Annotated in this window: 20 protein-coding genes and 2 tRNA genes; 7 read left to right on the top strand and 15 right to left on the bottom strand. The window is 62.7% G+C overall.

Annotated features, from left to right (window positions below):
• Positions 1-150 precede the first annotated feature (150 nt).
• A tRNA-Arg gene (locus B5F33_RS09800) sits at positions 151-227 on the bottom strand.
• Positions 228-928: 701 nt separating this feature from the next.
• Here B5F33_RS09800 and B5F33_RS09790 point away from each other — a divergent pair.
• A complete protein-coding gene (locus tag B5F33_RS09790) occupies positions 929-1,933 on the top strand; it encodes a membrane dipeptidase (protein WP_087411630.1) in 1,005 nt (334 codons plus the stop codon).
• 206 nt (positions 1,934-2,139) lie between these two features.
• Here the strand turns inward: B5F33_RS09790 and serS are convergent, their stop codons facing one another.
• Positions 2,140-3,429, bottom strand: coding sequence for a serine--tRNA ligase (gene serS / locus B5F33_RS09785; protein WP_087411629.1), 1,290 nt, complete (start codon positions 3,427-3,429; stop codon positions 2,140-2,142).
• A 123-nt stretch (positions 3,430-3,552) separates the two neighbouring features.
• Between serS and B5F33_RS10970 the strand changes: the two genes are divergently transcribed.
• Together B5F33_RS10970 and B5F33_RS09780 are read left to right on the top strand one after the other, a co-directional pair.
• Positions 3,553-3,726 carry a DUF6724 family protein gene (locus B5F33_RS10970; RefSeq protein ID WP_204214503.1) on the top strand — a complete coding sequence of 58 codons (174 nt, stop codon included), beginning with the start codon at positions 3,553-3,555 and terminating at the stop codon, positions 3,724-3,726.
• 120 nt (positions 3,727-3,846) lie between these two features.
• Positions 3,847-5,076, top strand: coding sequence for a hypothetical protein (locus tag B5F33_RS09780; protein WP_087411628.1), 1,230 nt, complete (start codon positions 3,847-3,849; stop codon positions 5,074-5,076).
• Between the two features lie 41 nt (positions 5,077-5,117).
• On the opposite strand, the gene B5F33_RS09775 is transcribed toward B5F33_RS09780, so the two are convergent.
• The 3 genes from B5F33_RS09775 to B5F33_RS09765 all read right to left on the bottom strand — a co-directional run bounded on the left by B5F33_RS09775 (position 5,118) and on the right by B5F33_RS09765 (position 8,174).
• Positions 5,118-6,086, bottom strand: coding sequence for an SPFH domain-containing protein (locus B5F33_RS09775; protein ID WP_204214501.1), 969 nt, complete (start codon positions 6,084-6,086; stop codon positions 5,118-5,120).
• Positions 6,087-6,407: 321 nt separating this feature from the next.
• On the bottom strand, positions 6,408-7,658 hold the full coding sequence (gene glyA, locus B5F33_RS09770; protein ID WP_087411627.1) for a serine hydroxymethyltransferase: 1,251 nt from the start codon (positions 7,656-7,658) through the stop codon (positions 6,408-6,410).
• Between the two features lie 321 nt (positions 7,659-7,979).
• Positions 7,980-8,174: a hypothetical protein gene (locus B5F33_RS09765; RefSeq protein WP_087411626.1), complete on the bottom strand. Its 195-nt coding sequence runs from the start codon at positions 8,172-8,174 to the stop codon at positions 7,980-7,982.
• Between the two features lie 206 nt (positions 8,175-8,380).
• Here B5F33_RS09765 and B5F33_RS09760 point away from each other — a divergent pair, with 206 nt between their 5' ends.
• Together B5F33_RS09760 and B5F33_RS09755 are read left to right on the top strand one after the other, a co-directional pair.
• Positions 8,381-9,010, top strand: a complete 630-nt coding sequence (locus B5F33_RS09760) for a hypothetical protein (RefSeq protein WP_087411625.1) — start codon at positions 8,381-8,383, stop codon at positions 9,008-9,010.
• Between the two features lie 176 nt (positions 9,011-9,186).
• Entirely contained in the window at positions 9,187-9,504 is a 318-nt protein-coding gene (locus B5F33_RS09755; RefSeq protein WP_087411624.1) for a YbjQ family protein, read from the top strand.
• Between the two features lie 747 nt (positions 9,505-10,251).
• Here B5F33_RS09755 and B5F33_RS09750 read toward each other — a convergent pair.
• From B5F33_RS09750 to B5F33_RS09720, 7 genes are all read right to left on the bottom strand, one after another.
• Positions 10,252-10,328: transfer RNA gene (locus tag B5F33_RS09750), tRNA-Met, on the bottom strand.
• A gap of 138 nt (positions 10,329-10,466) precedes the next feature.
• Positions 10,467-10,661, bottom strand: a complete 195-nt coding sequence (locus tag B5F33_RS09745; RefSeq protein WP_087411623.1) for a CcmD family protein — start codon at positions 10,659-10,661, stop codon at positions 10,467-10,469.
• A gap of 2 nt (positions 10,662-10,663) precedes the next feature.
• A complete protein-coding gene (ccsA, locus tag B5F33_RS09740) occupies positions 10,664-11,734 on the bottom strand; it encodes a cytochrome c biogenesis protein CcsA (RefSeq protein ID WP_087411622.1) in 1,071 nt (356 codons plus the stop codon).
• A 90-nt stretch (positions 11,735-11,824) separates the two neighbouring features.
• Positions 11,825-12,562 carry a heme exporter protein CcmB gene (locus tag B5F33_RS09735; RefSeq protein WP_087411621.1) on the bottom strand — a complete coding sequence of 246 codons (738 nt, stop codon included), beginning with the start codon at positions 12,560-12,562 and terminating at the stop codon, positions 11,825-11,827.
• Position 12,563: 1 nt separating this feature from the next.
• A complete protein-coding gene (locus B5F33_RS09730) occupies positions 12,564-13,298 on the bottom strand; it encodes an ABC transporter ATP-binding protein (protein ID WP_087411620.1) in 735 nt (244 codons plus the stop codon).
• Positions 13,299-13,300: 2 nt separating this feature from the next.
• Complete coding sequence (gene ccsA, locus B5F33_RS09725) at positions 13,301-15,469, bottom strand: cytochrome c biogenesis protein CcsA (RefSeq protein ID WP_087411619.1); 2,169 nt, start codon at positions 15,467-15,469, stop codon at positions 13,301-13,303.
• Positions 15,470-15,642: 173 nt separating this feature from the next.
• On the bottom strand, positions 15,643-16,314 hold the full coding sequence (locus tag B5F33_RS09720) for a cytochrome c maturation protein CcmE (RefSeq protein WP_087411618.1): 672 nt from the start codon (positions 16,312-16,314) through the stop codon (positions 15,643-15,645).
• Between the two features lie 135 nt (positions 16,315-16,449).
• Between B5F33_RS09720 and B5F33_RS09715 the strand changes: the two genes are divergently transcribed.
• Positions 16,450-17,220: a type III pantothenate kinase gene (locus B5F33_RS09715; protein ID WP_087411617.1), complete on the top strand. Its 771-nt coding sequence runs from the start codon at positions 16,450-16,452 to the stop codon at positions 17,218-17,220.
• Between the two features lie 253 nt (positions 17,221-17,473).
• Here B5F33_RS09715 and folP read toward each other — a convergent pair whose 3' ends face one another.
• Positions 17,474-19,279, bottom strand: a complete 1,806-nt coding sequence (gene folP / locus B5F33_RS09710; protein WP_087411616.1) for a dihydropteroate synthase — start codon at positions 19,277-19,279, stop codon at positions 17,474-17,476.
• 267 nt (positions 19,280-19,546) lie between these two features.
• On the opposite strand from folP, the gene B5F33_RS09705 reads away from it, so the two are divergent.
• The gene (locus tag B5F33_RS09705; RefSeq protein ID WP_158095354.1) at positions 19,547-21,685 is read left to right on the top strand and encodes a S8 family serine peptidase; all 2,139 of its coding nucleotides are present in this window, start codon (positions 19,547-19,549) and stop codon (positions 21,683-21,685) included.
• Between the two features lie 52 nt (positions 21,686-21,737).
• Here the strand turns inward: B5F33_RS09705 and B5F33_RS09700 are convergent, their stop codons facing one another.
• Complete coding sequence (locus B5F33_RS09700) at positions 21,738-23,288, bottom strand: hypothetical protein (RefSeq protein ID WP_158095353.1); 1,551 nt, start codon at positions 23,286-23,288, stop codon at positions 21,738-21,740.
• Positions 23,289-23,482: 194 nt separating this feature from the next.
• The gene (locus B5F33_RS09695; RefSeq protein ID WP_143757974.1) at positions 23,483-24,340 is read right to left on the bottom strand and encodes a DUF6273 domain-containing protein; all 858 of its coding nucleotides are present in this window, start codon (positions 24,338-24,340) and stop codon (positions 23,483-23,485) included.
• Between the last annotated feature and the right edge of the window lie 698 nt (positions 24,341-25,038).

Here is a 25,038-nt window from a genome sequence, read left to right as displayed (position 1 = left end):
GACGACTAACGAGCATCTTATGCAGGCGAAGCCGACTAGAAGTAGTTACAGGTCCCGGATGAAAATCCAGGACCTGTAACGTCATGCCTCTTGACAATGGCTTTCTCATATTAAAAAGGGCACTCCGAAGAGTGCCCCATCAAGCTCGGCTGGTGCGGCGTATAGGATTCGAACCTATGACGTTCTGATTCGTAGTCAGACCCTCTATCCAGCTGAGGTAACGCCGCAACGCACGAACTATAATGGCATCCACTCCCCTGTCCGTCAAGCACTTTTTTAGAAAAAATTTCCCGCGTTTTGCATTAACCCGTCTACCTGCGGCGATGTTCTGTATAAACACCCGCGTATCAAGCCCCCTGTGCGGATAGTGCCCACATAAGCCCCGTGCCTTTCCGAAGCCATCCCGCCAGGCAGTACTGCAGCACCCGCGCCGGCCGTCGCAGCGTCACACACGCGCGCCTCGTACGGTGCGCCCAAACGGTCCAGCAGCTCCTGGATGTCAGTGAGGCACTCGTAGCCCGTAAACCGCAACCGAAGAGCCCTCAGCAGCTGCTGAGGGCCGTCCACGCCAGCCCATCGACCCAGCACGCCCACCGCCGTCGGAGGCACGTCCATGACAATGCGGCACACCCACATGCCAAAGCACCATGCCGCCCATGGACCTCGGCACCTCTGTACGATTCTGAGCCCTCCATCGGATTGCAAACAACCTGCAACCACGATGTCGTCGTATCCCGGCGGACTTCTAAACAGAACTTCACCCAACACCTTGCAGCCCATGGCTCCTCCTCGAGCTCGCCTTTTACCTTTAGTGTAGCGCTGTAATAGAACATATGTTCGTGGAACTTTTGTTCGTATATAGAAGTCGTGTCCTTGCACCGCGGTATACTGACATTGTTATTGTCGAAGCTTATGAGAGGCGACCACCATGCCCTATCCCGTCTTTGACCTTCACTGCGACACCGCGGACCGCCTGGCCTGGCAATCGCTGCCGCACGACCTGCTGCATACCCTGGGATCGACCGCCTATGGCCCTGGTGACGAAAACCATCTGGAGGATATCCGCGACATCGGCCACAATCGCGGCCACATCTCGCTTGAAGGCATCGGAGACACCCCATGGGTGCAGTGCTTCGCCTGCTATATCCCCGACGCCCTGACGCCTCAGCAGTCGGTTGCGTTCTTTCGCCACGTGAGCGCCAACCTCGAGGAGCAGGCACAGCGCCACACGTCTGCGTTTGCCCTGGCCTCGCGCGCCACGGACATCCCCAGCGATCCACAGCCGGGCCATGTCCTCGGCGTCCGCACGATTGAGAACGCGCGCCTCTTTGCCGCCGACCCAGACCTCGTGGGCTCGCTCGCGGATGCGGGCGTTCTTATGGCGTCGCTTAGCTGGAACGCGCCCGGCCCGCTCGCAAACGGGCACGATGACGAAGCTTCCGGTCTCACGGACCTGGGACGCGAAGTCCTGCAGCGCATGGAAGAGGCGCATATGGTGCTCGACGTCTCCCATCTCAACGACCGATGCTTTGATGACGTGCTGCGCCTATCGACGCGCCCCTTCGTGGCGAGTCACTCCAACAGCCGCGCCGTATGCGGGCATCCCCGCAACCTCACCGACGCCCAGTTCTGCGAGATTCGCGACCGCGGCGGCGTCGTGGGACTCAACTTTGCCGACATCTTCCTCAACGAGAACGGATCGCCCTCGTTCGATGACATCTCGCGCCATATTGAACACTGGCTCGACTTGGATGGCGAGGACATCGTTGCCCTGGGAAGCGACTTCGACGGCTGTGACACGCCGCCCTGCATCGCTGCCGCCCGCGACATGCCCTCATTCCAGGAGCAGCTTACCGGCCGCTTTGGGGAACAGCTCACCCGCAAGCTGTGCTTCGACAACGCCCGCGCCTTCTTCTCGCGCTGGGCACGCTAGCGGCGCCGCGCGGGACGCGGCGTCTCACCCTTTCGGCTCCTCAGCGCCTCGGCCTCTCGAGTGCGACCTCGCCCTCGACCGCAACCCAAACGAAATCAGCCCCTGTCGGACACGGCCGGAACCACGCACCGGCTGTACCCGACAGGGGCTGAAGTGGAAAGAGAATACGGAAGCGGGCTGACAGCTACCCCCTTCCGGCGAAGTAGCTAGCAGGCCTCGATGCGCTCCATGCCGCCCATGTACGGACGAAGCACCTCGGGCACCGTGATGGAGCCGTCGGGGTTCTGGTAGTTCTCCATGATGGCGGCCATAGTGCGGCCCGTAGGCAGGCCGGAGCCGTTGAGCGTGTGCACGAAACGCGTGCCCTTGAAGTGCTCGGGGTCGCGGTACTTGATGTTGGCACGACGCGCCTGGAAGTCGCCGCAGTTCGAGCAGGACGAGATTTCCTTGTAGGCGTTGTAGCTCGGCAGCCAGACTTCGATATCGTAGGTCTGGCGCGCAGAGAAGCCCAGGTCGCCCGTGCAGAGGCTGATCACGCGGTACGGGAGCCCCAGCTGCTGCAGGATGTACTCGGCCTCGGCGGTCATGCTCTCAAGCTCGGCGTCGGACTCCTCGGGCTTGGCAAACTTTACCATCTCGACCTTGGTGAACTGGTGCTGGCGAATGATGCCGCGCGTGTCGCGACCGGCGGAACCGGCCTCCTCGCGGAAGCACGGGGTGCCCGCGGTGTACCACAGCGGCAGCTGCGAGGCGTCGAGCACTTCGCCGGAATGCAGGTTCGTGAGCACGACCTCGGCCGTGGGGATGAGGAACTGGTCCTCGCCCACGTGATAGGCGTCGTCCTCGAACTTGGGCAGCTGGCCGGTACCGAACATGATGTTGCGGTTCACCACGACGGGCATGCCGAACTCCTTGAAGCCACGCGAGATATGCGTGTTCAGGAAGTAGTTCTCAAGCGCACGATCGAGCATGGCGCCGGCGCCGGCAAGCACCGTGAAGCGGCCGCCGGACAGCTTAGAGCCGCGCTCGAAGTCAAGGATGCCCAGGTCGGTTCCAAGATCCCAGTGCGGCTTGGCCTCGAAGCCCTCGGCTGCGAAGTCGCGCGGGGTACCCCAACGACGGCGCTCGGGGTTCTCGGTCTCGTCCTTGCCCACCGGCGTGGCCTCGTACGGCAGGTTGGGCAGATGAGCCATGAAGTCGTACAGCTCGGCCTCGAGCGAGCTACGACGCGCTGCCAGGCCATCGATCTTTTCGTTGACCTCGCGCACGGCCTCCTTGGCAGCCTCGGCCTCGTCGCGCTTGCCCTCGCGCATGAGGACACCGATCTTCTTGGATTCGGCGTTGCGCGTGGCCTGCAGTTCCTCGACCTCGGTAATAACGGAGCGACGCTCATCGTCCAGGCTGAAGAACCGCTCGCGGTCCCACGTGGTTTGGCGATTGGCCATAGCGGTGTCGATGACGTCCGGATTCTCGCGGACGAACTTGATATCGAGCATGATCCCCTCCGGGTTAGCATATGAGTCTCGATTGCAAAGGCTTTGAGCGCAGCCGCATGGCAGCGCTCTCGCAAGTATATACTTACTACGTCATATTCCGCACCGAGAAGACAAGTTGGCAAGATGGACGAGATTTTTACCTTCCTATTTGGCACGAAGGCAGGCTTCGCCGTGCTCTTCTTTGCCGCCGTCATCATCACCGCCATTGTGGCCTTCCTGCTTGAGCGCCGCACCAGCAAGCTCTATGTCGACCGCGGGCCCAAGCAGGGCGATGAAGACGACGACTGGACGCTGTAATCGCGGCGGGCCGGGAAGCGCGAGCGCATCCTGGTCCGTCGAACACGCGGCCCCGCGACGCGGACCAATCGCCTCCGCACGCACGAGGCCGCACCACGCACTTCCCGATGAGGTGAGGCCATGAGCACACGCCGCCACGCGCCATCCGATACTCCGCGCGACATCGACCCGTTCAACGCGCCCGACCCCATCATGCCCGGAGGCGAGCCGACCTTCGACGACGCCGAGGACGAATCGTCCGACGCGGCGGACAACGCCGACAGCAACTACCACCAGCGCAAACGATCGTGGCGCACCTTTGATGACGTCTCTCCGTCCAAACGGTCTTCCGCCGCGCGAACGAACACACGCAGCGACACGCGGACGAACGCAAAGGGCAACGGTCAACATGCCGTCTCGGACTCAGCGCACTACCGCACCAAACCCTATCAGGCTCCCATCGAGCATCCCGACGCCTACGAAGCGCCCGGCACCGACGGAACGCCGGGAATGGTCGCGGCAGAGCGCGCAGGCCACGCGCTGAAACAGGCAAAACGAGCTGCCAAGCGTGCCCAGCAGCACGCCGGCGATCGTAAGCGCAACAGAGGCTGCCTGGTCGCCGTCCTTGTTATCTTTTTGATCAGCGGCGGCATCAGCCTGCTTGAAGGCGCCTGCTCGGCCGCATTCGACGCCGTGGACGAGGCGTTCTTCTCGAGCCCACAGGGCTCTTACCGCAGCGCCGGCGATGCTTCGGACGGTCCTTCTGACGAATATCGCTATGACAACGGACTCACCTACGACGAGGCGGACCAGCTGGAAAACGATGCCGAGCAGGCCGTGCGCTCACAGGCGCAAAACGACCTTGCCGCGCTGGTGGCCGACGCCGACGGGACGCTCGCCACGCGGCTCAGCAACGAATTCGCCGATTCGTTCCAATCGTATAGCGGCACCAGCCTTGAAGCCGCGGGTATCGACAGCCACGAGGTAGCGCGCTGGGTCCTCGACAACACGACGTACGACGTCACCGATTCGCTCGCCTATTTTGACTCCTACGACTCCCTGACCATCAGCGCAACCGCCTACTTCGACGCGACGGCGCCCGACATCGACGACGTTGCCTACTACGTGAGCTCGTACATCTTCGATACGTTCTCGGACCGCTACCGCTCCAACATGACGTTCACGGCCGACGAGCAGGCCCAGCTTGCCCAGGCGCTCGAGGACGCCGAGGCGCGGGCGCTCGCCGAGGCCGAAACACGCAGCTACTTTATGCAGAACTACGACATCGACGCGTCGACATCCCCGATGACCATCACACGCTACGAGGAAGGCTGGCAGGACAATATCCGAAGCCTGCTCCGCCTCTGGTAGGCACCTCCGGCAGGCACCGACCCCGGCCGTACCCCTTCGATCTATTCCTTCGTATGGGGCACGGGCGACATGTTGCCCTGCTCGTGTGCCTCGGTCGCCGCGACCATCTGCTCGAACATCGAGGCGGTCTGCGTAAAGTCCTGCGGCAGCACCACCGTCGAGCTCTTGCCGGTCTTGGCGAACTCCGTCATCATCTCCGCCCACTGCGTGAACATGAAGAGCTGGTTGGCTTCATCGTTGCCCACGCCGGTCTCCTGAATGGTCTCGAGCGAATCCTTGATGCCGATGGCGATGGCCTTGCGCTGGTTCGCGATGCCCTCGCCCGCCTTCTCCATAGCCTCGGCCTCGGCCTTTGCCTCGGTCACGCGGCGGATGCGGTCAGCTTCGGCAAGGTCCTGCGCGGCGGCCTTGGTGCGCTGCGCCGCGTTGATCTGGTTCATGGAGTCCTCGACCTCGGCGGGAAGCGCGATGCGCGTGATGAGGGTCGACACGAGGGTGAAGCCGTAGGCGGCCATCTGCTCGGAGACGGTGGCGTTCACGTCCTGCGCGATGTCGTCCTTTTTAGCAAAGACCTCATCGAGCGTGTAAACCGGAATGGAACTACGCAGGGCGTCGGTAATGAAGTCGCGCATCTGAGCAACCGGTTGCTGCAGCATGTAGTAGCTTTTGTACACGCCCGAGTCGGCCGGGCCGGAGCCCATGTCGTAGCTCACGTGATACTGCGCCGAGACCTCGAGGCCAATCGTCACGTTATCCTCGGTCTTGGCGTCGATGTCAAAGCCGTTCTTCATGGTGCGAAGGCTTACCGTGGCCGCCTTGCGATCGATGACGGGGATCTTCGCATGAATGCCCGCCCCGACGATACGGTTGAACTTGCCCAGGCGCTCGATGATGACGGCGTGCTGCTGCTTCACCACGAAAAGCGTGTTGACCAGCACAATGGCAATCACCACAACAAGCACGATAAAGCCGAGCAGACCGCCCAGCAGGTTACCGATTGCGTACAACATGACTGCTCCTTTTGTCGTGAACGTTTGCCCACAGCATACCCGAATGACTGCGGGCGCATGTCAGCGGCGGATTAATTCTCGCTCCCGTCGCCGAGCGGGCGCTTCGGCTCGGCAAACGCGCTTAACGGGCGGCAGGGGCGCGCCTTGCGCCTGCGTACGGACTGGCTGTGCGCCAGGCATGGGCCGCTTGCGAGTGTGCCATGCACAGCCGAGCCTCGTGCCGCCTTGTGACGGTCGGGGCGCGTATCCGCCCTTCGCACAATCGAGACGGGGCCGTGCGCCCGCTCTGCGCGCAGCCCAGTCACGCGCGCGCGAAGACCCCTAGAGCTCGGGATAGAGCGGGTGCGCATCGAGCAGCTCCCGCACGCGAGAGCGCACAGCCCGAAGCTCGTCCTCATCGCCCGCGTGAAACACGACGCGCGCGACCAGGCGCCCGATCTCGTGGAACTCCTGCTCGGTAAAGCCTCGAGTGGTGCCTGCGGCCGACCCAACACGAATGCCGCTGGTCACAAAGGGAGAGCACGGCTCTCCGGGGATTGCGTTCTTATTCACCGTAAGGCCCACGCTATCCAGCAGATGCTCGGCCTCTTTGCCCGTCACGCCCGACGCCGTCAGGTCGACCAGACACAGATGGTTGTCGGTTCCGCCCGAAACCAGGCGCAGCCCACCTTCCACCAGGCCCTCGCCCATAGCGTGGCAGTTACGAACGACCCGAGAGATGTATTCCTTAAACTCGGAGCGCTGTGCCTCGCCAAACGCGACCGCCTTGCCAGCGATCACGTGCATGAGCGGACCGCCTTGCGTGCCGGGAAAGACCGCCTTGTCGATGGCACGGGCGAGCTCGTCGTCGTTGGCGAGTATGAAGCCGCCGCGCGGGCCGCGCAGCGTTTTGTGACTTGTCGAGGTCACAACGTCGGCATAAGGAATCGGCGACGGATGGGAGCCGGCGGCAACCAACCCCGCAATGTGCGCCATGTCAATCATGAGGCGTGCTCCCACGCCGTGAGCGATGGCAGCAAGCCGTTCGAAGTCGATGACGCGAGGATAGGCCGAGGCGCCTCCCACGATCAGCTTGGGATGTTCTCGGCGAGCCAGCTCCTCGAGGCCTTCGTAGTCGATGGTCTCGGTCGCCGGGTCCAGGCCGTACGACAGGAAACGATAGAGACGACCCGAGAAATTGACCGGAGACCCATGAGTAAGGTGGCCGCCCTGGTCGAGGCTCATGCCGATGATGGTGTCGCCTGGCTGGACGAGCGCCGTGTAGGCTGCCAGGTTGGCGTTTGCACCCGAGTGCGGCTGCACGTTGGCATGTCGGCAACCGAAAAGCTCGCAGGCCCGGCGACGGGCGATGTCCTCGACCACGTCCACTGCCTCGCAGCCTCCGTAGTAACGCCGACCCGGATAGCCCTCGGCGTATTTGTTGGTGAGCACGCTGCCTACCGCCTCGAGAACGGCTGGAGAGACGACGTTTTCCGATGCGATAAGCTCAATGGTGTCACGCTCGCGGGAAAATTCCCGCGCGATGGCAGAAGCGACTTCGGGGTCCTCCTGTGCAAGATGGGAATAAGCCATGGTCGCTCCTTTCAACGGGTTGACCGCCCAACGCGCGGACGGCGGAAATTTAACGATACCCCTCGCGCGCGCGTCGGCATAGAGCCTTTGCCGGGAACGGCCTTGGCGAGCGTGGCAGCGGCCCGCCCGCCACCGCCAACGGGTCCCGTTGCTCTGTTCTGGGGCGTGCCAGGCCCGAGCGGGCGTGCCGAGCCCAAGCGGGCGGCGCCTTCCCAGCACTGGGCGAAGCCTAGGCGTTGCGGCCGGCCGGCTCTCGTCCCCCCCAGCACGGATGGCGCCGCCTCCTTTCGACCCAATCGGATGCTGCCCTATCGAGGTTTCCTAATCGTCATCTCGCTTTTTGCCGTGAACAATGGTGATGCGCACCTTGCCTATAAGCACGGCGATAATCAGCGCCACAAAGATAAGCGGCAGCAGACGCAGCGCGCCGACCACCAGGATTCCCAGAAACGAAAGGATCAGCGAAATAACGGCAGCGATAACGAGAACGACGATCAGCAGATAGATATAGGGCATGGTCTGACCTCCCAAGGCGTTTTTCTCAGCATACCCGAATCTTTCTGCCGGCGTGCCCATGCGCCAGGCTTTACGCCTGATCCGCCTGGGACGGCCTGAGCTCTCCCACAAGCCGCCCGCCGTTCTTTAGGATGTCTTAAGCCGCCTGAAATGCAAGCGCACGTATACTGGGCGCTAGGGCCACCATCCCGAAAGGAGACCAGCCCATGAACACCCGCGCCCGCCTCTTCGTTTACACCCACAGAGCAGCGGCTGCGTTTGCCACCTGCCTGGCGCTGCTCGCATTGCCGGGTTGCTCGCTGCTTCCTGGCTTGAACCCCTTCGATTCCAACAACCCTGTCAACGGCTCCGCGGCTTCGCCCTCGGGTTCATCGGACTCAACGAACCGCGGCACGGGGCAGTCCGATGGCACTTCGGAGCGCGGGTCGGACAGCCTCATCGACGACCTTTCCGACATCGATTCCTCGTCAGTCACGCGCCTGGTCGCAACCGACGCCGTTAGCGGCGAGGTGCTCTACGAAACCGATGACGCCAAGACCGTGCAGGAGGCCCTCGCCGGTTTCTTGGGTGCATGGGACCTTGCCTCCGACGACGACATGCAGTCCGCGGGGCAAGCGACCTACGTCGTAGAGCTCTGGGAGCGCGAAACGGTCAAGTTTGGCCAGAACCCTGACGACGTCGGCGAGTTTTGTGCCGGCAGTCTTACCGTCTATGCAGATTCGGACCGTATCGTGACATTCAAGCTGTTTGATGGCTCGTTTATCACCCTCAACCTCATTGCGCGCGAGAATGACGCCGCACTAGGTCTCAAACGCTTGGCCGAGGGGAAGCTCTAGGGCTGCGTGGCATTGCGGCAGAGGCTCGGTCGTGCGCCTAAGGGGCCTGGTCTTCGAGCTGTTTTGTATGACGTCCCAGGTGCTTGGGGCCTATGGGCGCCCCGCGGCCCTTGGCCCGACCGTGATCGTCGCGCTTATATGTTTTGTCAAACACACTCCCATGAAAGGAGCGGAACATGATTATCACCACTACCCCCAGCATCGAGGGCTATGAAATCGTGGAGTATCTGGGCATCGTCGCCGGAGAGGCCGTCTCTGGCATCAACATGTTTCGTGACCTGGGCGCAAGCCTTCGCAATGTGTTCGGCGGGCGATCCGCCGGCTACGAGGAAGAGATGCAGAACGCACGTGAGGAGGTTGTCTCCGAGATGGGCGAACGGGCCGAGCGCTTGGGTGCCAACGCCGTCGTAGGCGTCACGCTGGGCTACGAGACCTTCGAGGGCATGATAATGACCGTAGCCTCCGGCACCGCCGTCCGCATCCGCCGCGCATAACCATCCGCACACGGCACCCCGGCGGGCACATCGGAATGCTTGGGACCCCCGACGATTCATATGCGACGAGGCCCAGGCTTTTTTCAAAGGTTGAGGCGTCAGGCGTCGGCACCTTTGACGCAGACGCGCCGACCCGCATTGACATGTGCGCCGGCGCGTTCCTAGCCAGGTGAAGTGGACAAATTATCGAGAAGTCTGTAGCCAGGGCCGTGGATTCGGGCCATGTATAAGCTTTTGGGCGATATAGGGCCAGGAATCGCATTAACCGACCCTCTGCCGGAGCCCGATCCGGGCCGCCGCGTACAGACTTCTCGAATATTTGTCCACCTCGGCCTCCCGGGACGCCGCCGCGCCCCGCCGGGACGCCCGTCCGCCCCAAATCCTATGCAAGCCGGGCGCGATATTATGCATGCCGGGAACCGTGCGGAGCGCCGCGCCGGGAGGGACGGAGCCGGGCCGCGGCGAGACGCTCTATAAGGGCCCCGGCGGCGCCTTCGGGGCGCTCCATGCGAGTCGCGCGCCCCTCCCTCGAGTTGCGTGCGCCCGACAGAAGTTACGAGCGCCCGGTGAAAATCGCGAGCGCGATTCGGCCACTTCCACCCCCAAAGGGGATTCTGGACGAAACCCTCTGTCAACTTTAGAGGCGTACACGCAACTCGAGCATGAGGAGCTGCTCTTAATGCGCCACAACTCTAATATTCCTAAGAAAAAAGCTCGGAGGCCAATGACCTCCGAGCTGCAAGTTCTTGGTCGCGGGGGCAGGATTTGAACCTACGACCTCCGGGTTATGAGCCCGGCGAGCTACCAGACTGCTCCACCCCGCAATGTCTGATTGCGCCTCAGCGCAAGAAGATATATTACGATGGACACCGTGCAATGGCAAGCATATCTACCCTGAAGCGGAATACTTCACATTTCCGTCAAACTTCTAAGTACCCCATCAATCGCAGATGCCGCACGGACTACTTCCCCAGCTTGTCCTCGCGGGAATGCAGTGCCTCGCGCAGTGCGTCGATATCGTCGCGCGTGCGCTTGGCGCGGCGCGACAGCACCATCACGTAAACAAACAGCACAACCCAGATACCCACGTATGCGCCAATCACATAGGGAGCTGCGGGAAGCACGGTCGAGTAGACCTCGGCAAGAATAGGATCCATGGTTAGGCCTCCTGAGAATCATGTGAATGGGACGATGCAGCAGCCGCAGCGCCAGACGGCGTTTGCAGGTCACTCGGGTGCGCAGATGCATCTCGCGTAGAGGCGGCCAGGCTGTCAACCGAGCCGTCAGAAGCGGGACCGCCTGCTCCCGCCACATCGGATGCGGCCGCCGCACGCACGGACGACGCAGAACCGTCGCTCGTAGGCGCAGCAGCGGTAAGGTTCGAGGCATCGGCACGCAGACGCTCCAACGCGGCGTCGGCAGCGGCGCGCGTCTTCCAAGCGTCCTGCTCCTCAAGGCGTTCCTTCAGGTCCTCGACCTCCTGCGCGTCGACGTTGATGCGCAGCGCAAGACGCGTCAGGGCGAAGGCGATCAGCAGCATGCCAAAAAGACCCAGCAAAAACGGAATGAGCATCATGGGCGGAAGGCCGCTGTCGGTCCGGAACACAACGGGATGAATCGACGATGGCACGAGGCGCGTGATCATGAACGAGATCGGCGCATCGACAAACGCCACGATGCAGAATACGGCGCTAAAGCGCGCGCGGCGCTCGGGGTCGTCGAGCGCGTTGCGCAGGATAAAGTACCCAATTACCAGCAGCATCAGGATGAAATACGTGGTAAGACGCGGCTCCCACGTCCACCACACGCCCCACTCGAAGCGCGTCCACAGGTCGCCCGAAATCATCGTGGCGACAATGAATACCAGCGTGACCTCCATAGACGTCTTCGAATAGAGGTCGAAGCGCCGGCTCTTGGTCATGAGGAACCGCACGGCCCAGATGGCGGCGAAGAGCATGATTGCAAACGACGCCACCGCAACCGGCACGTGCAAATAGAAGATCTTCTGGCTGAGCAACAGCTTGGTCGTGACCTGCGTCCCAGCGATCACAACCGGCTCGGAGAGCTGCGCGCCCTGTACCAGGGGAGCCAGCGTAAACGTCCAGACAACATCGATTACGGTGAGCACAACGCCCAGCACGAGCGCAATCGGAACCAGGCGCTCGAGGCGTCCGCCACGGCCCACGGAGAGCTGCTCATACGTCTCCCTTGCAGGAGCATCCGTTGCCATAACGCCCTCCTTCCCTTCTTGAGTTACCACACGGAAACATTGCCTATACTAACGCATTTGACCCGGTCAACGCCCGGCTGCGCGCGATTGCTAAGCGTCGACCACGAACTCGTAGAGCCCCCACGCCGCCGCAATCATAATCACGTCGTAGGCTCCGGCGAGCGCAAGCGACGTCCAAAACGTGCCAAAGGTTCCTTCGATCCCCAGAAACGCGACGCTGGTAGCAGAAACGCAGGCATAGAGCAGCGGAAACACCACGGGGATGAACAGAATGGCCAGCAGCACGTCGCGTCCGCGCGTGTCGATGGTCATCGTCGAAAGCAGCGTGCCCACCCCGGCGACGCCCACGGTACCCACGGCCAGCGGCAACAGCATCATGGGCGTTGTGGTGGCAAGCTCTGCCCCCGAGAGGAAGAACAGAAAGAACAGCGGCACCGTGATGAGCTCCACCACGGCCAAAAAGATGAGGTTCGAGGTCGCCTTTGCCAAAAACACCACCGCGCGGTCGACTGGTGCAAGCAGGATGCCCTCGAGGCAGCCCGATTCGGTCTCGTGCGAAAAGCTTCGGTTGAGGCCGAGCAGGCTCGTAAAGATGATGAGTGCCCAGAGCAGGCCGCCTGCTAACGCTACGACGTCTACGCTATCCCCCACCTGCGCGAGCGCCGCTCCGTAGATGGTCAGTACGAGCAGGGCGTACACCACCATGGAGGTGAGCATCTCGCGCGTGCGAATCTCTTGGCGAAGATCCTTGAGCAGCAGCGCTTTGTACTGCTGGAAGCTCGACGCACGGCGCGAACGGCGCTGTCCCCGGTTACGAGAGTCAGCCATCTTATGCCACCCCCATGCCGACGGTCGCCAGATAGAGCTCGCGGAACGCTGCTCGGTCGATGCCAGCCTTCTCGGCGCAGACCACCACCTGGCCGCGGGCCAAGATAAGCACATGCGAGCATAGGTCGAACCCTTTTTCCAGGTCGTGGCTCACCATGATGAAGGTACGCCCCTCGCGCACACGCCCAATGAGTTCGTCGAACAGCTCGGCCGCGTGCGGGTCAAGACCGGAATACGGCTCGTCCAGAAGCACGAGCTCGGGGTCGTTCACAAGCGCCCGCGCAATGGACAGGCGCTGCTGCATCCCGCGGGAGTAGGTGCGGACTGGATCGTTGCGCCGATGATCGAGCTCGACGAGCTCCAGCAGCTCGCGGATGCGGACGCGGTCGGGCTCGCCATGATAGAGCGCCGAGAAGAACTCGAGGTTCTCCTGAGCGGAAAGGTCGCCATAGAGCATGGAGCGGTGCGAGATGAGACCGATTCGAGAACGCAGCGCATCGGGCTCGTCGAGGGCGTCGGTTCCCAGAAGCGATAGCGAGCCTCGCGTGGGTCGCGAAAGCAGCGCGAGGATTCGCAGCAGCGTCGTCTTGCCGGCGCCGTTTGGTCCGAAGATAGAGAGAAACGCGCCGGACGGTATGGAAAGGTCGACCCCGTCGAGCGCGCGCCGCGGCCCAAACTGCTTCACAAGCCCGCGCGCGTCGACCGCAAGCGAGCCCTGTCCCGTGCCCGCAGCCACGGCTAACCCCGTTTCCGCTCGTCGGCCGCCAATAGCGGCGTGGCGCGACGCGGCAGGAATGCCAGGGCGATACCCGCCACGACAATGCCGCCGCCGATCCAGTTGCACAGGATGAGCGGGTTCACCTTCACGTTCACCGACAACGTGCCGTCGGCGTTTGTGCCCTGGAACGCCACGAACAGGTCTTCGGTGGGGAACGTCAGCACGCCTGCATGCAAGGTCTGCTGTTGGGTCGTGGCCGAGACCTCCATGGAAGGCTCGAGTTCGCCGATCACATCACCCAAGCTGTTCTGGTCCTCGAGCGCCGAGACGTCGTCCACGGCGCGCGAGACCGTGAGATGCAGGCGCATGATGCGGCTGTCGGCCTCGTCGAAGTAATCGTCGACCCCCGTGAGGATAAGCTGGTAGCCCCCGACGGTGTCGGACGCGTACACATAGCCATCCTCGCTTGCATCGGGCGACAGGTTGATCGTGTGCTCCTGCACATACATGCCCGAGCCCACGAGACCCACGAGCGCGATGGCGCAGCCCAGATGGGCGAGGTAGCCGCCTGCCTGTGCGGGAGAATGACGGAAAAGGTTCACGATTGCGAGCACCGGGTTCTCGCCCTTGGAACGCATGCGGCCGCGCACGCCTCGGCCCAGAAGATAGGCCGACGTGGCGAACAGCAGGGCGGCCGCCAAAAACGACACCACCGTGAGCGCGAAGTAATACCAGCGCGGCCCCTGCTCTGCAAGCGTTGCCGCCGGGTCGCCGCCAGCCGCGACAATCGCATCGTAGGCGGGGACGAGCGTCGTGACGAAGTAGACCATGAGCACGACGAACAGCACCGCGCCCAGGATGGCCGGGACGCGCATGTTGCGCGCGAAGGCGGCACCGTCCGTACGTCGCCATCCCAGCATGGGGCACACCGCCATGAGCAGTCCGAAGAGCGCCGTTGCCGGACGAGCCACCGCGTTATACACGCCGGCTGAGACCACCTGGCCGCCAAGCGGCATCCACGAGGGCAGCGAGCTCGACACTGTGAGATAGGCCACGAGCACCGCTCCTACGATACAGACCAGATCAGTGAGGTAATACGTGCCGCCCTTCGACGCGAGGGACTCGACTTCCTCGGCGTCGTCCATCGTGCCGTGGCGATAGAGCATAAGGATGAGGAACGACAGCGCCGCGAGCACCATGATCGCCAGGAAGAAGTAGGTGGACACCGGGTCCTCGGCAAAGGCATGAACCGACTGCACCAGACCGGAGCGGGTGATGAAGGTGCCCAGCACCACGAAGATGAAGGTGATGGCGGCGGCGAACATACTCCAGCGCTTGAAGCATCCGCGCTTGCGATACATCGTGAAGCTGTGAATCATGGCGACGGCCGTGAGCCACGAGAACAGGCTTGCATTCTCGACAGCGTCCCAGGCCCAGAAGCCGCCCCAGCCCAACACCACGTAGGCCCAAACGGCGCCCAGCGCCATACCGATGGTGAGGAAGATGAACGCGAACACCGCGATGCGGTCGCAAAGCTCCACCCAGCGCGCGCTCGTGTCGCCGGTGATGAGCGCAGCCATGGCATACGCGAACGGAATGGTGCAGCCCGCATAGCCAATGAAGGTCGCAGGCGGATGTAGCACCATAGCCCAATGGAGCAGGAGCGGATTCATACCGCCTGCCGTGGAGACCAGCGTGCCGTCATCGTTGAGATACTGGGCCGCGGTCGCTATGAAGGGGTTGTTCGACTCCGAGAATACGAGCGTCGCGCAGAAGAGGGCCACGATGACCTCGGCGACGGCAAGGGCGGCAGACGAGAGGTCGTCGGTCACCCGCATGCGACGCCATGCGACGACGCCCGAGAACAGCGAGATGAGCCAGGTCCAGAACAGGAGCGACCCTTGACGGCCGGCCCATACGCCCGCCACCTGGTAGAGCGGCAAAAGGGGGCTGTCGGTCTGAGGGAAGTTCGAGGCGACATAGGCCAGGCTGAAGTTCTGGGTCAAGAAGCACAGCAGGATGATGGCGACGCACACGGTGAGCGCCACCGTGTTGCCAAACACCAGCAGGTATCCGGCGTTGACCAGCCCTTCGCGGCGGCCTTTGACGCCTGCCATGAGGCAGACGGCGCCCGCGAGCGCCACCACCATCGCCAACACCTGCAGCACGTTTCCCAACGTGGATATCATACGGTTCGCTCCCCCTCTTATATATATGTGCATGCGCGCCTGCGGGCGCGTCTGCCGGCGGCATCGTGTTCGGCGCACCGACATCGCCCGGCGTGGACCCGCGAGCCCCGCCGCGAGCGCACATGCAAGCGCCGGGATGCAAACACCCCGGCGCCGTGCCGCGCAGGCGGCAGCTACTCGTTCGTTACGGCCTCGTCGATGGCGGGTTGCTCGGACGCCACAAACACGCCGTCCTCGCCCAGCGCACCCTTGAGCACCACGGCCGTGCCGTCTGTCACGGCCTCGTCCATGCCGCCGTCCCAACGAACGGCGACCGTCTCGCCCTGGGACTCGAGCATGAAGCGGTAGTCGGCGTCGACGGCGTTCACCTGGCCGGACACATAGCCGCACAGCGAGACCTCATCGCCCACGAGCGAATCGGCCTGGTCGAGCAGGCCTTTCACCGTAAGCGAACCCTCGGCGCTCTCGTACTTGGACGGGCACTTGGTCACGAGCTCCGAGCAGGCAAGCTCCCCGTTCTCGACCGTGCCCGTGCAAATGGCCACAACGCCCGCGCCAAACGTTGCCGGAAGCGCACCGTCGTAGGACACCTGCAGGGTCTCGGAGCCGTCGCTCTCTTCGGGCGTGATCTCGAAGACCGCCTCCGAACCCTTGCTCGTAATGGAATCGGCCACTACCGAGCCCGAGACCTGCACTTTTTTGCTTTCATATTGCCCGGTGAGAACGTCGCCCACCGTGAGCGAGGTCGCCGATCCTCCAGCGCCCGCAATGGCCACGATCACCAGCATGGCAATGACCACGATGCCGCCAACCACTGCGAGGCGGCGCTTCGCCTTCTTGTTCATGCGCACTCCACATGCCAATTGGTCCATCTTGAACGCAGTAAGTATACAATGAGCGCAGAAATGCGGCCCATATTGCTGCAAAACACGACGAACCGCGGGGCCTTGGCCCGTGCATACGACCCGGGAGGCCACGCCATGCTTCTTGCCATCGACATGGGCAACACCCAGACGGCTCTGGGGCTTTTTGACAACGACGAGCTTGTACGCGCCTGGCGCATGCCCACCGACCGCTCGTTTACGGCCGATGAGCTGCATGTTCGTCTGCTTGGCTACTTCCGCATGTACGACATGCACCTGGACTGCGTGGACGCCATCGCCTTTGCCGGCGTGGTGCCCCAGCTCTCGCGCGCCTGGCGCACAGTGGCGCGGCGCCTCTCGGCCGAGGTTGTCGTGGTGGGCATGGACACCATGGACGTGACCAAGGTGCACGCTCCCAACCCTGCAGAGGTCGGCGCGGACCGCATTGCGAACGCCGTGGCAGCTGAGACTTTCTATGGCGCGCCGGCGATCGTCGTAGACTTTGGCACTGCTACGAACATCGACGTCGTGGATCCCGACGGCTACTACATTGGCGGAGCTATCGCCCCGGGGCTGCGCATCTCTATGGATGCCCTCACCGCGCGCGCCGCCAAGCTTGCCAGCGTGACGCTTGAGGCGCCGCAGCACACGATTGGCTCGACCACCGTCGAAGCCGTTCAAAGTGGAGCTGTGGTGGGAGCAGCCGCCATGGCCGAAGGGATGGTGACGCGCATCAAAGCCGAGCTGGGGCGGTCGGACGCCCGCGTTATTGCCACCGGAGGCTTGGCCGGCGTCGTGGCGGGATCGACCGACGCGTTCGACGTGGTGGACAACCAGCTCACCCTCAAAGGCATCTGCGAGATCTATCGCCGCGTGTGCAAGAGGTGAGGTTGCGTGCGCGTTGGCGGAATTACGTGTGCTCAATTGAAGTTAGTGAGGATTTTGGCCAATTAAAGCGCTTCAATCTCTTTAGAATGGCCGAATTGAGTACGCATTTCTGATAAGGCGCTCGCATTTTAAATAGGGCGCTCGCAACCCAAAAGAGGCGCTCGCACCTCAGGCCGAGCGCCCCTTCTACTTCGAATTATCGCGTTCTATGGCGTTGGAACCATCACGCCCCTCGGCGTCGAACTCCCGCGCTCTACAGCGCGCCGAGCTCGCCGGTGACGTGACCCACGCGCTCCTCGGGCTCAAGAACCTTGACGCCCTCATAGCGGAAGAACCGCGCCGGGTCATGCATGAGGTCCTCGAGCGGCACGAGCACGAAGTCGCGCTCGCCCAGCTTTGGGTGCGGAAGGCGCAGCTTGTTGCCACCGTGGACCTCGCCATCCATCCAGATGAGGTCGCAGTCGATGGTGCGGGGGCCGTTCTCGCGGGCAGACGCCGTGCGGTTGCGCCCCAGCTTGTTCTCGACCTTCATGAGCTCGTCGAGCAGCACGAGCGGAGAGAGCTCGGTGCGCACCTCGATGACAGCGTTGGCGAAGGAGTCCTGGCGCGTCTCGTAGGCGGGCTCGGTCTCGTAGATGCGCGAGCAGCTCGACACGCAGGTGAGCGGAATCTCGGCAATGAGGTCGCGCGCCGCACGGATGTTGTCCATGCGCTTGCCCAGGTTGGAGCCGAGCGCCACGAAGGCGCGGCGGGGCTGGGGGCGCGCGACGGCCCAGAAACCGTTCAGGAACTGGGCGAATCCGGCAACGTCGTGCACGCGCACGATGTTCGCGCCCGCCTGGATGGCGCCGAGGCACACGCCGAAGGTCGCGGCGTCGCGATCGGCCGCCTCGGGCACGCCGGCGACGGTGCCGATAAAGCGCTTGCGCGACACGGCGCACAGCAGCGGATAGCCGAGCGAGGCCATCTTCGCCGTCTCGCGCTGGATGATGATGTCCTCGTTGGTGCTCTTGCCAAACCCGGCGCCCGGATCGATGCAGATGCGGTCGCGTGACACGCCGGCGTGGATGAGCGCACGGGCCTGATCGGAGAGGAAGCCCATGACGCGACGCATGACGGGCGCGGAGTCGGGCAGCGTGAAGCGGCGGCGCTGGGAGGTGCTCACGTAAGCCTCCTCGCGGCGGGCCGAGCGGCGCATGATGGCGGCGAGGCGGTCCTCGGGCGCAGGCGCCTCGGCATCCTTGCCGTCATCCTTCTTGGCGTCCTTGTCGTCTTGCTGGGCGGCGGCGCGCTTGGCCTCGGCGGTCTTTGCCACCGTTGCCGCCGCGATGGCGTCGAGCTTGCGCTTCTTCTCTTCCTCGGCCTGCTTCTTGGGATCGGTCTGGGCGTTCGCCGCGGACCCGTTGGGCACGTCGCCAAACGGAAGCGGCGGCTGGATGACTCCGCCGCCCAGGCGCGTCCCGCCGAGCAGCTTGCCGCGTCCGCCCTTTTGGGCCTTGGACGCGCTCTTCTGCTGCTCCTCTGCGGCTGCCGCCGCGGCGCGCGCCTTCTCGGCGACAAAGGCCGCCGCCGACGTGTCCAGCTGCACCGGCGTATGGGCGCGCGCAGGCTCTGCGACCTCCCCCGCATGGGCGATGATCACGCCGCACTGGCTTGAGGTGATGAACTCGACCATCTTGGGATCAGTGAAGCCGGTGACGTCGTTCACGATGGACGCGCCGACGCGAACCGCCGCCTTGGCGACTTCGACGTGGCGGGTATCGATGGACACGATGGCCCCGTGCGACGCGAGCGCGCGGACGACGGGAAGGACGCGCTTGGCCTCCTCGTCGGCGCTCACCGGGGTAAAGCCCGGACGCGTGGACTCCCCGCCCACGTCAATGATGTCGGCGCCGGCGTCGAGCATCTCCAAGCCGCGCTTGATGGCGACGTCGTGATCGAAGTTCTCTCCGCCGTCGCTGAAGGAGTCCGGCGTAACATTGAGCACACCCATGATGCGCGGGCGGTCGAAGGTGAGGTTGAACTTCCCGCACCGCCAGGTTTTCTTGTCGTATGCCATGCGTATCCTTTCGCCTTGCCGGCCCGTCCGGACGGACGACGCGCAAGCGGTCTGGTCGTATCCTCCTATTGTATCCAGAACGCGCGCCCGGACGGGACGCCCGAAGGCTGGATGCAAGAAAAGTGCAGCGACATGCCCGGCGGCGGCAGGCTTGAGGCGCCGCGCGCTACAATGGACCCACCGACAGGCGCTCCCCCACCGCAGGATCCGGCCGCCGAAACCCGCGCGGCGCACCGGGGCGCCGGTTTCCCCATGCTAGGAGGCCCTATGAAACGCTTACGACACGCGCTCGGACCGGCCGTCGCATCCGCGGCGCTCGTGTGCGGCCTGGTGGCGACCCCCATCGCCGTGGCGGCGACGCCCGCGTCTTCCAGCCCCGCCTACACCCCCTCCCCTGACGCCACCGACGGCATCATCATCACCCTCGAAGACGCGACGGGCCAGGACGTCCGCTCGCGCGAGGCCCGCGGAGGCATCTCGACGCTCGCGGACGCTCCCGTGGTGAGCGACCTCGCAGACGCCGGGGTCGAGGTGACCGACACGCTCGACACCGCCAACGACATGTTGCTCCAGGCAGAACCGGCAGACGGCCAGACCGACGCCGAGGCGCTTGCCGCCGCGCAGGCGGTCGACGGCGTGGCAAGCGTGCAGTACAACTTCCGCTACGACCTCATCGGCGCCGTCGGGGGGGATGCCGAGGCCGACGATGCGTCCGATGCATCCAGCGCGTCCGGCATCGACGCGCTCGCCGTGAGCGACCCTCCCACAAACGACCCCTTCGCCGCACAGGACAGCCCCAGCACCGATGTGGGCAACCAGTACTGGCTGTATGACACCGGCCTTGTGGACGCCTGGGACCAGGTCAAGGCCCAGGGCGCGGTGACCGTGGCCGTGGTGGACTCCGGCTGCGACCTTGACCACCCCGACGTGGCCTCCAACGTCTTGGCCGACCTTGCCTACGACGCCGACGGCTCGCGCATGCTGGCGGGCTCTGCCGTCGAAGACTCGCAGGGACATGGCACCGCGGTCACGAGCGTCATCGCCGGCGTGGCCAACAACGGAGTCGGGCTTGCGGGCGCCTCGTATGACGCCAAGGTGCTGCCCATCAAGGTGTTCGACGACAAAGGCGGCGGATGCTACACCGACGACCTCGTGCGCGCGTACCAGAAGATCTTTGAGTACATCGACGGCGATCTGGTGGAGAACCTGCATGTGATCAACATGAGCCTTGGTGCCCATGACTCCTCGGAGGTGCCGGCAGGATCGGAGATCGGCGTCGACGGCATGCGCGACGAGGTGCTCGAGGGGCTCATCTCCACCGCACGCGACCGCTACGACATCGCCACGGTGTGCGCCGGCGGCAACGGCCACCCGAGCGGCGTGAGCGCTTGCACCTACGCCAACTATCCCAGCGACTTCGAGGACTGCATCGCCGTGACCGCGCTCGCGACCGACGGCAGCAGCCTTAACTACTCGGATTACAACCAATATAAGGACATCAGCACCTACGGCGAGGACATCTGGGCGGCCTGGAGAGGCTCGAGCAGCAACAGCTCCCCGTATGTATATCGCAGCGGCACCTCGCTGGCGGCACCCATCGTGTCGGGGACCATCGCCCTCATGTTTGCCGAGCGGCCCGCCGCCACGGTGGATGACGTCTGCGAGGCGCTCTACGAGACGGCGACCGCCATCTCCTATGACATGAGCGACCCCGTTGACGCCGAGCGCGCCGCGACGACCGGCAGCCACGGCGCCCTGGACGCCGACGCCGCCGTCGCCTATATCGCCGACCACGTAGCCGCAGGCCCGGATATCGAGCCCGTGCCGTTTGACGACGTGCAACAAGGCGACTGGTTCTACAGCGCGGTAAGCTTTGTGTATTCGAACGGGATCATGCGGGGGTATCAGGACGGCTCTGGACGGTTTGGCCCCGACGACGCAATCCTTCGCCAAGATGTCGCCTGCGTCCTGTACAACCTGCTTGCAGATAACGCCGACCCGCAGGAAACGGCCCCGCAGCAGGACGTCGATCAAAATGACCACTATGCTCGCGCCGTCAACTGGTGCGTGGAAAACCACATCATGAGCGGCTACCGCGATGGCTCGGGGCTCTTTGGCGTGGATGACCTGCTGACGAGAGAGCAGCTTGCCGTCATCGTCGCCAACATTGCCCGCGATTCCACGAGCCCCATCGACCTCACCGCATTCCTTAACCTGCCCGACCATCAACTAACCAGTTCGTGGGCAGTGGACGCCATGTCGTGGGCCGTGGATCAAGGGGTCATCAACGGCATAGAGCTGTCCGACGGGTCCCGCATGCTCGCACCGCAGAACACAACGAGCCGCGCAGAAATCGCAACCATATTCATGAATAGCATCACCAATGGCGTTCTGACGATTCGGTAACAACAATTCCTGCTACGAAACAGGTAGGCGCGAATTGCTCGTTAGGGCGATGTCAAGAGGCGGTTATTCCAGCAATGGGAAGATCAAGCGTCTTGGCATCGCCTTCATCGATAGATGCCACGAGCCGATACTGAACCCCTGCGTCCTTTATGTTGTACAGCCAGCCCCCTCGAGCAGGATCACCCAACACGATATCGACCGTACCGTCAAGCGCCTTAACCTCATCAATGAACTTGTCCACCTGCGATGACGCGCCTATTGCTCCCGTCACAGACGGAATAAAGGTCGCTACGTCAACCGCGACGATAAGGGCGAGGGTTGTCGCCAGGACCATTCGGAAGGGACGCCTCCGCCCCTCGTCCCGCCGCCCCAGGAGCAAAACGAGCGCCGAGGTGGGAATGATCCAGAGATAGGGCGTATATCGCGCCCACCAGCACCCATCGGTCAATCCGATAAGAGCGACCATGGGCACCAAGAGCGCCGCCGCGACCGAAACCCACCTTCGATCGTCCCACCACAGGACCACAAGTCCGCCGATACAAACAGCACCAGATACAATGACTATGCCGCTAAAGAAGGCCCCGAAACCAGCGCGGCGCGTATCGATATCAGAAACCGACAGCTCATCGACCGAGAACGTGAACGGCAGCTTGAGGTCCACGGGCTCTTTTCTCTTATTCTCCGTCTTCGAGAACAGCGAGCGCGCGAACTGTTCGAATGGATTCATATCTTCAAAGCTGTCGGGCTCGTTCCCGCTCACAATGTCGACCGTCTGCGAGCTAATGAGCGGATAGAACGGACTGCCGTGATCGATGAGGTTGCGCACGTAGGAATTTGAGCCCGCGATAACCGCCGCAACAAATACGACCAAAGCATAGTACCCGGTACGGCGAAGAACGTGTGCAAGGGCGCCGGGTTCTTTTGACTTCCAGGAGCGGATTGCCTCCAGCACATAAAACGAGCCGCAGAAAAAACCAGCGTACACAAAGCCGGTAAACTTGATGTTCACACAGATGAGGATGGCGGCAGCCAGGAGCACGTCGCTTGATCGAGACTTGCCGCGGGGATAGCCGTCGTCCGCCCTCGACAGGAGCAGCGTGATGATGAGGAACAGCACGCACGCCAATAGCCCATCAACGTAATTCGTCAGCAACTGTGGAAGGACAATGGGATTAACCGCGGCAAGAACAACAACAAGGGCCGCCGCCCCAGTGCCCAGAGAACGGGTGCGCAACCAGCTAAACAGCACAAACATCATCGCCGCTGCCATGATAAAGTTGATCGCCTTTGCACTCTCGATGGTGCCCGTCACCGCATACAGAGATGCCCCGAATAGCCAGCTTGCCTTTGGATAGTGATCGACCCAAAGCGCATGGGTCACAGGGGACAAGTCGAAATCGGTTCTAGCCCACCAGGTCTTTATGCTCTCGTATACCGGATTCCAACCATGGGCAAGCGCTCCTATCGCTGCCTTTTGATATGAATTCCCGTCATAGCTGGCATCGATTACAGACGCAGCAATCAGCATGGAGCAGCCAACCACCACGGCAGCGATAGCCACACCTGCCGCAGCATGCACGCGGCTATCGCGAGGCGTCGTCAAGAACGTCCCCGCAGCCGCGCATATCGCCGCGACAGGCACAACTGCAGCACTTATAGACGCACCGGCAATAAGTATCAGCGCTGATACCAAAATGGCAGCAGCGACGAAATACGTCAAAGCAGACCCCGCCGCATACAGTGAATTGCAGAGCGCCTCGGCGCGCCAGCTCCCGTCCTTCACGAGTCCCCTCCCCATTAGAGACAAAACCCCGGTGCGACACCTAGCGCAAAATTCGGACTATAGGCAATGTCCTCAGAGTGCGAGCCCCCATACGACCGATAAACGTAGGTCGAGCCGTCTGCAGCAAGCGTGCGCTCCCACCAGCAAATCCAGGAACCCGTCGGGCCGTCCATGCGTTTAAAGGCGGCATCAGCCAGTGGTTGAGAAGCGGATGCCTGAGAAAAGAGCTGATAGGGCGAACCCTCCCCCTGCATGCCCTCCGCATCGGCATAATGGGCAAGCAGATACTCAGACCCGGCAAGCTCCGATTCGCTCAGAAGCCAAAGGACGTCCGTTGTCTTTCTCGGCTTTTTTCCAAGCTCGCAAACGGTCTGTTTTTCCACGGCCCGCAGCACCGAAGCCAAATCATCGGGAAGCAATTCGAGTGCGGCACCGTTAAGCCACGTTCTCAGCGAGCAATCCGCCCATCCCCCGTCGAGCAATGAATCCTCTGTAACGCCACGCTCGGCGAGAGCATAGGAAAACTGGAAGGTAAGGCCTGATATGCCGCCTCCAGCCAGGATGTCGGAACGCATCCCAATCAAGCGAACGGCGCTCGGCGTCCCATCGGAAAGCTCCAGATACTTCTGTTGAGAGACATCGATAAGCCCGTCGTCTGAAAGCAGGCCCGCTTCGGATGCAATCATGCGTGCCGCTTCATCGTCTGGAGCGCCTGCAATCTGCTGGGATATATCTGCAAGCTCGTTCCATGAATAACCATTGAGAATACAGCCATCCGCAGCAGCAAATGCCGCGCCCTTTTCGCCAACGTGCTGCTCCGCAAAGCGCTCCGCGCTGCATCCCGCAAGCGAGAGAAGGGCGGCTCCGGCCAAGAAGGCGCGTCGAGAAACGACGGCACTTGCGTGGGCATGAATAGACATAGAACTCCCGAACTTGCATATGACAGAGCCCCTTCCCGATCATCACCCGGGAAGGGGCTCTACCAAATGACAGCCTTCTGCACGACAGCTTGCAAGAAACGAAAGGCTTGTCGAACCCCACACCACGCAGGTTCGGCAGGCCTGCTGTCAGGAGGACAGACCTCTCCCGACTATAATAGCACCGTTGCCGCGCCAAAGGAGCCGAACAACCAAGGATATTCTGTTCTTTTAGCGGGCATTTTTGAGGCTGGCAGTCAGACGGCCGACATTGGCGCAAAAGCCGGCCAAGAGCCAAGCCGCACGAGCGAAATAGCCGAGCCTCATCTTGCCGTCGAATATAGACGCACGTGCACAGGCGGAGCACAATGCCCAGAATTCGGCCTTCAGGAGCTTTCCCCGGTATCCCCCACGCGGCATTTTGCCGAAAGCTGCCACACAGAACGTCTCAATCGATACCCATACACATGATTATTCGCTCGTTTTTTCATTCAGTTTTATAGCCTTTTACCTGCGGTTTTATCAATAGGAAGGATAACTGGCGATTATCTGTTCCTTATGGAAGGAGAAAGACGTATGACAGCTTGCGTCAACAAGAAGCACACGAGGAGGGTCGCGCTCGCCATCTCCGCCTCGCTCGTGGGGGCCCTGAG

The sequence above is a fragment of the Collinsella sp. An2 genome (assembly GCF_002160065.1).
Taxonomy (GTDB): Bacteria; Actinomycetota; Coriobacteriia; order Coriobacteriales; family Coriobacteriaceae; genus Limicola.
Note: the sequence above shows the minus strand (reverse complement) of the source record. Positions and strands in the feature narration are given on the sequence as shown.